Origin of the sequence: Collinsella sp. HCP3S3_D1, assembly GCF_052064015.1 — a bacterium.
Lineage (GTDB): Bacteria > Actinomycetota > Coriobacteriia > Coriobacteriales > Coriobacteriaceae > Collinsella.
Genome location: NZ_JBQHWK010000016.1, coordinates 45,784 through 52,838, shown reverse-complemented (window position 1 = coordinate 52,838; position 7,055 = coordinate 45,784). Strand labels below are relative to the sequence as shown.

Genomic DNA, 7,055 nt, shown 5'->3' with positions numbered 1-7,055 from the left:
CCCAGAGGTGACCGGAGACGTCAACATTTGGGTGGACGCCATCGACTCGGCCGGCCGCGTCACCACGCGCAAGTTCCCCGTGCATGTGGACAATAACTTGTCTAATTTCACTTCGATCTCCGTGGAACCTTCTGATGAGTCAGTTTCCGCTGGGGATACAGTTTCTATTACTCCCAATCTGATTGTTCGTAATAATAGAGGCGTTAAGTATAAGTACGTTTGGATGAGAAACAATTGGAATGAATGGGGCGTTATAGAATCTGGAGAGGATAAACCTTCATTAAATTGGGTTGTTTCGCGAACAGGTGACATTTCAATCTATGTTGATGTAATTGATACAACAACTGGTCAAACGCTTACATGTAAAAAAGACTGCTACTTTGCGCCTGAAGACTGGTCTTATGACGGTATTTCTGTTTCCAATACATTTATCAGGCCTGGCGATGAGGTTACCGTTACAACGGAGTGTGCAGGGGATACTCGCTTCTTAAACTATAAATTTGTTTGGAGTAGGAACAACTGGTCAAATTGGGGCATTGCTCAGAATGGTTCTGATGCTTCCCTATCTTGGACTCCTGATAAGCCCGGTGAGTATGATATTTATTGTGATGTGAGCGGCTCTGACGGCAAGGTTAATGCTCGCAAGATTCATATCGGTGTTTGGGACTATTCGAGAATTACAGCTATATCTACTGACGGAGATTGCTCATGGGGCGTTCGCGCTGATATGGGAACTCTTGATGCGGAGAGATCTGGTCTTTTCGAATTTAAATTTGTCTGGGCGAAACCGGATTGGAGTCAATGGGGTGTTCTCAGGGCGAAATCAACCACTAATGATGCCTACTTTAACCCTTCCGATTTGGGCTTGAGTCCAGGCTACTATGCTTTGTACTGTGATATTACCTATCCTGACGGATCGGTTCATTCCAAGTCTACGCAGGTTTATTACAATCCAATCGGAAGTTCGACTGTTCTTGGGGTTAGTAGAATCAGCCTGCTTACATGGCTTACTTCGCATCAGTATGATTCTTATTATCTGGGTACGCGTTATTCCGGCGGCTTCTCATATGACACATGTCTTTATCCCAACGGAAGTCCAAGATGGGATGGCTATACAGGTATGAACTGCACCGGATTTGTTGCTCATGCTTATGCTGCTGTTGGCGGAGATGTTGCAGCGATAGGCAGAAATAACGCGCATTCGCCATGGGCCGGCGGGCCTGGTGGGGGAGGCTATATTAATGCCTGGCGTTGGTATGGTTATGCTTGTGACTCTGGTTGCAAAATGTATGAGTTTAGAACTGTTCGAGATATGTTAAATAGCGGCTATGCGCAGAAAGGGGATATTATTTTCTTTAAGACGAATGGGGCCATCGATTGTCATATAGGCTTTTTCTGGGGCGATACCCCTTATGAGAATAAGATGTGGCATCAGATTTTGCCTGGTAATCTGATTGGACCCTGTTTTAATAACGCGAATAAAAGCGAGAGGAATCAAACTGTGGTTCTGATTAAGTAGAGGTTGAGTGTTCCCTTAACCGTTGTTTAAATGGGAATAAGTGGTTCTTTTTATTTGTACCGATATTCAAGATTAGGTATGGAGTCGTTTTAGCAAATGCCAAATAGCAAAAAGAATATCCTTGTCACTCGCTCGTCTATGCCGCCGATGGAGGAGTATTTTAATGAAATTGCCCCTTTATGGGATAGTCACTGGCTAACAAATATGGGTGTTGAGCATTCGAAATTGGAGAATGAGCTTAAACATTATCTGGATATCGATAACATTGCGTTGTTCACTAATGGCCATAATGCACTTGAGTGCATTTTTGAAGCAATGCAACTTAAGGGCGAAGTTATCACAACGCCGTTCTCATTTGCCAGTACAACTCATGCAATAGTCCGAAAAGGATTAACGCCTGTTTTTGCTGACATTAAAAGAGATAACTATACACTCGATCCTTCTTCTATCGAGAAGTTGATAACCCCGCGTACTAGTGCAATCGTTCCTGTCCATGTATATGGAAATATATGCGATATTGATGCAATTCAAGAAATTGCTGACAAGCATGGTTTGAAGGTAATTTATGATGCAGCTCATGCGTTTGGCGTGAAAGTTAACGGTATATCCGTTGCGACTTTTGGTGATGCGTCAATGTTTAGTTTCCATGCGACAAAGGTATTTAATACAATCGAAGGCGGCGCGATTACGATGAAATGCGCTGATTTATATCCGCTGCTAAATCAATGGAAGAACTTTGGCATTATGGGCCCCGAAGATGTTGAATATGTCGGCGGCAATGCAAAGATGAATGAGTTTTGTGCTGCTATGGGCGTATGTAATCTTCGTCATCTAGATAATGAAATTAATAAGCGTAAGAAGGTTGCCGAACGGTATTGGTCGCATTTAGATGGAATTAAGGGACTGCAAGTATGTTGCCCGGCTGATAATATTCAGTCTAATTATGCATATCTGCCCGTGGTGTTTACCGAAGAATTTGGTGCAACGCGAGACGATGCTTTCAACGCATTGGCTTCTGTTGGCGTCGGCGCTCGTAAATATTTCTATCCTCTTATCAACGATTATGCTTGCTATAGGAGCGTGTACTCAAGCGAGCGGACGCCAGTTGCAAAATATGTCTCTGATCGAGTGCTGACTTTACCGATGTATGCCGACCTCAAGCTTGAAGATGTTGATTTAATATGCGATACCGTTCTTAATTGTGGCCGCGGAGAATGATAGTGAAACCTTTTCTTATTATTGGTTCGGGGGGTCACGGTAAATCGGTATTAGATTGCCTGCTGCAGCTAAACTCGGATGCGGACGTTGTATTTGCTTCGAACGTTGCCTCGCCTTCGCCCATTCCGGGGTTTCGAATTATAAATGAAAATCATATTTCGATTGAGCAAATGATTGCCGATTATTGCGGTGTTGTGGTTGCAATTGGTGATAACTACGCGCGCATGAATAAGATCAAGCGACTGACCGCCGCGGGCGTTTCTCTACCGTCAATTATCCATCCAAATGCGAGTGTCAGTCCTCTTTCAACCATTGGCAGAGGCTCTGTGGTTTTGGCATCAGCTGTTGTGAATTCATTTGCCTGTGTTGGGGACGGCTGCATTATCAATACGGGGGCTATCGTTGAGCATGAATGCCAAATTGGCCAAGGCGTTCACCTTTCGCCTAAAGTTGCACTTGGTGGCGGTACGATTATTGGGGATAGAACATGGCTCTGTATAGGATCAAGCGTTTCTGACCACGTTTCTGTTCCATGTGATTCAGTTGTTGCTGCGGGTTCTGTTGTGCTTGATTCTTTTAAGCAGGGCGGCCTTTATGCAGGAGTTCCTGCAGTGCTTAAAAGAAGCTATTAATCTATTTAAATAGCTTCTTACGTTGCAAGAGATGTTGTTTCGTTAACCTGGCCATGTAGCGGTCGTGTATATGAGCTGCAGCCTTTTTTATCTGGCTACAGCTCATATTTTTTAAGCGTGTTTTAAAAAACGAGACATCAGTTCATTTTGCAAATAAGTAAAAGCGTCATTTTTGAATATGATCGACTGCGCAATATATGCTGCAAGCATTAAAATGAATTGTACTGCTGCGCAAGCAATTGTAGATTCATCCATTACAACAGTTGCGGCTAGTGAAAAGAGCGCCGATGTTAGAGTTGCGAAAATAGTTGGTGCCAAATCTTTCATTTGTTCTAGATACGAGTAGTGAATTAACTTTTTATTGGGGAATGCGTTTATAAAAGTCGAAATTAGCCCATCAAGTATGTAGCCGTAACATATAAACTTTATATCACTTGTAAAGAAGGTCGCTACAAGCAAAATCGCTGTACCAATTACCTTTTTTAAGATTTCTAGTTTGAGATATATATCGGTGTGTCCTATGCCGTTTAATGCCTGCAGATTCGTTGAATGAATTGGCAATAGTGCATAGACAATGCAAAAGGCACGAAAATAGGGGGCTGATCCCACCCATTGCTCGCCCAGCACAAATCGGATTAACGGTTCGGCGACCACTGCGCAGAATACCATTAGCGGGAAAATGACATATGCCGAGGATTTAAGGGACCGTCGTACAATGCCTTTAACTTTATCAATATCAGATTGAACTCTTGAGACCGTTGATAACATAATCGGTTGAATAGTTGAATCGAGAACTGTTCCCAGCACCATGGGATATTTTTTTCCTTGATTGAAATATCCAAGAGCGGAAGAATTATATTTTTTACCAACGATTAAATCTGATAGAGACTGATAGGTCGTTTCGATTAATCCCGAAGCGAGCAACTTCCATCCAAATGAATACAGCGCCTTTGCTTCACTGAAAGAAAATTGTAGTTTTGGGAACCAGCGGGTTTCAAAACTGATTGCGATTGATCCTGCAATGCTGAATACGACCTGTTGAGTAACAAGACCCCAAACCCCGTATCCCAGTACTGCGATTGCGATTCCTGCCGCACCGCTAAGTAGCATTGCAATTAAGTTAGCTTTAAATATGCGCTTGAAATCAAGTTCTCTTGTAACTATTGCAACCTGAATTGCGTAAATCGAGTTGAAAATGAAAATCAGGCATAAAACCCTAAGTGGTGTTATGAGGGCATCCATCGAATAGAAACTGGAGATTAGAGGAGCAGAGAAGAACAATGCACAATATAGGATGCTTGCCGTTGCAAAGCTTAGCCAAAAAGCGGTATCAATGTCTAATTCGCTTAAATCTTTTTTTTGAATAATTGCTGTGTTAAGACCAGACTGTACGAACACGTTTCCAATATTAACGAAGACAACCATTATTGCCATAATGCCGAAATCATTCGGCGATAGTAGGCGCGCCAGGACTATTTGGATGATAAGTGCGATGCCTTGGCTTCCTGCTTTTTCGAGAAAATTCCAAACAAAAGAAGTGATTGCTCGGTCTTTTAGTGATTCCGTTGAGACGTCTTTCATGCTTTATCCTAAACCCAATCGGTAATTATGTTCAGCGCTGTTTTAAGGAGCTAGAAAAGTGTCAAACCCAGGTATCAGCGTGCTGATGCTATCATTCAATCATGAAAAGTATATTCGTGAATCTCTTGATTCTGTTCTCTGTCAGAAAACCGATATACCCTTTGAAATCATTATCTATGACGATTGCTCTACAGATGGTTCTCGTGATGTCATATTGGACTATCAAAGTCGATACCCTAATTTGGTCAAAACGATATTTCCGGATGAAAATCAGTACTCAAAAGGCAAGTCTCCCATTGCTGAGTATTTGATCCCTTCGGCAAAGGGAGAATATGTTGCACTTCTAGAATGCGATGACTACTGGACGGATGCTAATAAACTCCAGAGACAATTCGAATACCTTAGCTCGCATTCCGATTGCGCTATGTGTGCTCATTCAGTTGAGATTTTCGATGACGGCAGGCAGTCTGTTATTGGGCGAGTGAATGAGTACGATGCCCCTCGCCTTTTTTCTCTTCCGGACTTGGTTGAACGAGGCGGCGGAGCGCTCCAGACGTGTAGTTTTTTCTGCCGTAATTCATATTTACAGGACTATATCTCGTGGCGACCGGCTAAATGTCCCGTTGAGGATTGGCCTATTATGCTCTATATGGCTACACGGGGAAATGTCGTTTGCATTCCGGAGGCAATGGGAAGATATCGAGTCAATAACGTGAGTTCATGGACGGGAGAAAGACTCGAAAATAAGGAACATGCGGCTATTTTCGATAGAAAGATTATCGAGATGCTCACCAGTCTTTCGACCCTTCTTCCCGCTTCGGTTTTTGATGGCATTGAAAGGAAGAAGTACACGCTGGCTTATGATTATGCTTTTAGAAAAGGTATTAGCCCGAAAGATGCGTTTCATGAACTGAACGTTTCTGCTTCGTCTCTATCGAATGGAATGAGAGTAAAGCTGTCGATAGCGTTAATTGCGAAAACTGTATTGCACAAATTGCGACTACAAGGTCTTATTGATTCGGCTTTGCTCCTGGTTTCATCTAAGTAGCAGAATTATTACAGTTAATTAATGCCTAAGTGATATTCAAATATCTAAATTGAAAACTATTCGAATGAAACCCAGCGTCATAGTGCAAAGTTAGCTATTTGATTATTATTTATATAAGTGTTTTTCCAGCTCGGGAGTTTAATTAATGAAGGGCATCATTCTTGCCGGTGGATCCGGTACACGTTTGTATCCACTTACGCTTGTGACCTCAAAACAGTTGTTGCCAATTTATGACAAACCTATGATTTTCTATCCATTGTCAACTCTGATGCTTGCTGGGATTAGGGATATTTTAGTCATATCCACTCCTGTTGACCTCCCGAACTTTAAACGCTTGCTTGGAGATGGCTCTCGTTATGGTGTCAGGCTGTCTTATGCGGAGCAACCGAGCCCCGATGGCCTGGCTCAGGCATTTACAATTGGAGAAGACTTTATTGATGGCGAGCCGTGCGCCCTTGTACTTGGAGATAACATTTTCTATGGCAATGGACTGTCTCGACATTTGACTCGAGCTGTTCATAATGCTGAAGCTGGTCGCGCAACGGTCTTTGGCTATCATGTAGATGATCCGGAGCGTTTTGGTGTTGTCGAGTTTGACGAAAATGGTCTAGCGGTATCAATTGAAGAGAAGCCAGAGCATCCTAAGTCTTCATATGCGATCACAGGGCTTTATTTTTATCCGGGAGATGTTGCCGAAAGAGCAAAAAAGGTCAAGCCGTCGGCCCGAGGTGAACTTGAGATTACTGATCTCATAAGCATGTATCTTAAGGATGGAACGCTTTCTGTAGTTACTCTTGGCCGGGGCTATGCTTGGCTTGATACCGGTACTATGGAGAGCCTCCATGAGGCATCTGAGTTTGTTCGGGCTGTTGAACATAGTCAGGATTTGCCGATTTCGGTTCCCGAGGAGATTGCTTGGGAGCATGGATGGATTGATACCGAAGAACTAGAAGAGGCTGCTAAGGCTTATGGCAAGTCTGTCTACGGCCGGCACCTAAAGAAGGTCGCCGCCGGCGAGATCGTCAACAGCCCGCGCGAGTACTAGGAAGAACCCCTC

6 protein-coding genes are annotated in these 7,055 nt (G+C 43.3%); 5 read left to right on the top strand and 1 reads right to left on the bottom strand.

Translation table 11 applies throughout. From position 1 onward, the window contains the following. From ACTNDJ_RS06740 to ACTNDJ_RS06730, 3 genes are all read left to right on the top strand, one after another. A partial coding sequence (locus ACTNDJ_RS06740) for a hypothetical protein (protein WP_441083478.1) occupies positions 1–1,519 on the top strand: 1,519 nt, incomplete at its 5' end. A gap of 96 nt (positions 1,520–1,615) precedes the next feature. Continuing rightward, entirely contained in the window at positions 1,616–2,737 is a 1,122-nt protein-coding gene (locus ACTNDJ_RS06735; RefSeq protein WP_441083477.1) for a DegT/DnrJ/EryC1/StrS family aminotransferase, read from the top strand. 2 nt (positions 2,738–2,739) lie between these two features. After that, positions 2,740–3,369, top strand: coding sequence for an acetyltransferase (locus ACTNDJ_RS06730; RefSeq protein ID WP_441083476.1), 630 nt, complete (start codon positions 2,740–2,742; stop codon positions 3,367–3,369). Positions 3,370–3,480: 111 nt separating this feature from the next. Here ACTNDJ_RS06730 and ACTNDJ_RS06725 read toward each other — a convergent pair whose 3' ends face one another. After that, positions 3,481–4,950, bottom strand: a complete 1,470-nt coding sequence (locus tag ACTNDJ_RS06725; protein WP_441083475.1) for a lipopolysaccharide biosynthesis protein — start codon at positions 4,948–4,950, stop codon at positions 3,481–3,483. 58 nt (positions 4,951–5,008) lie between these two features. On the opposite strand from ACTNDJ_RS06725, the gene ACTNDJ_RS06720 reads away from it, so the two are divergent. Together ACTNDJ_RS06720 and rfbA are read left to right on the top strand one after the other, a co-directional pair. Continuing rightward, positions 5,009–5,998: a glycosyltransferase gene (locus ACTNDJ_RS06720; protein WP_441083474.1), complete on the top strand. Its 990-nt coding sequence runs from the start codon at positions 5,009–5,011 to the stop codon at positions 5,996–5,998. Between the two features lie 145 nt (positions 5,999–6,143). Next, the gene (rfbA, locus tag ACTNDJ_RS06715; protein WP_441083473.1) at positions 6,144–7,043 is read left to right on the top strand and encodes a glucose-1-phosphate thymidylyltransferase RfbA; all 900 of its coding nucleotides are present in this window, start codon (positions 6,144–6,146) and stop codon (positions 7,041–7,043) included. Positions 7,044–7,055: the final 12 nt, after the last annotated feature.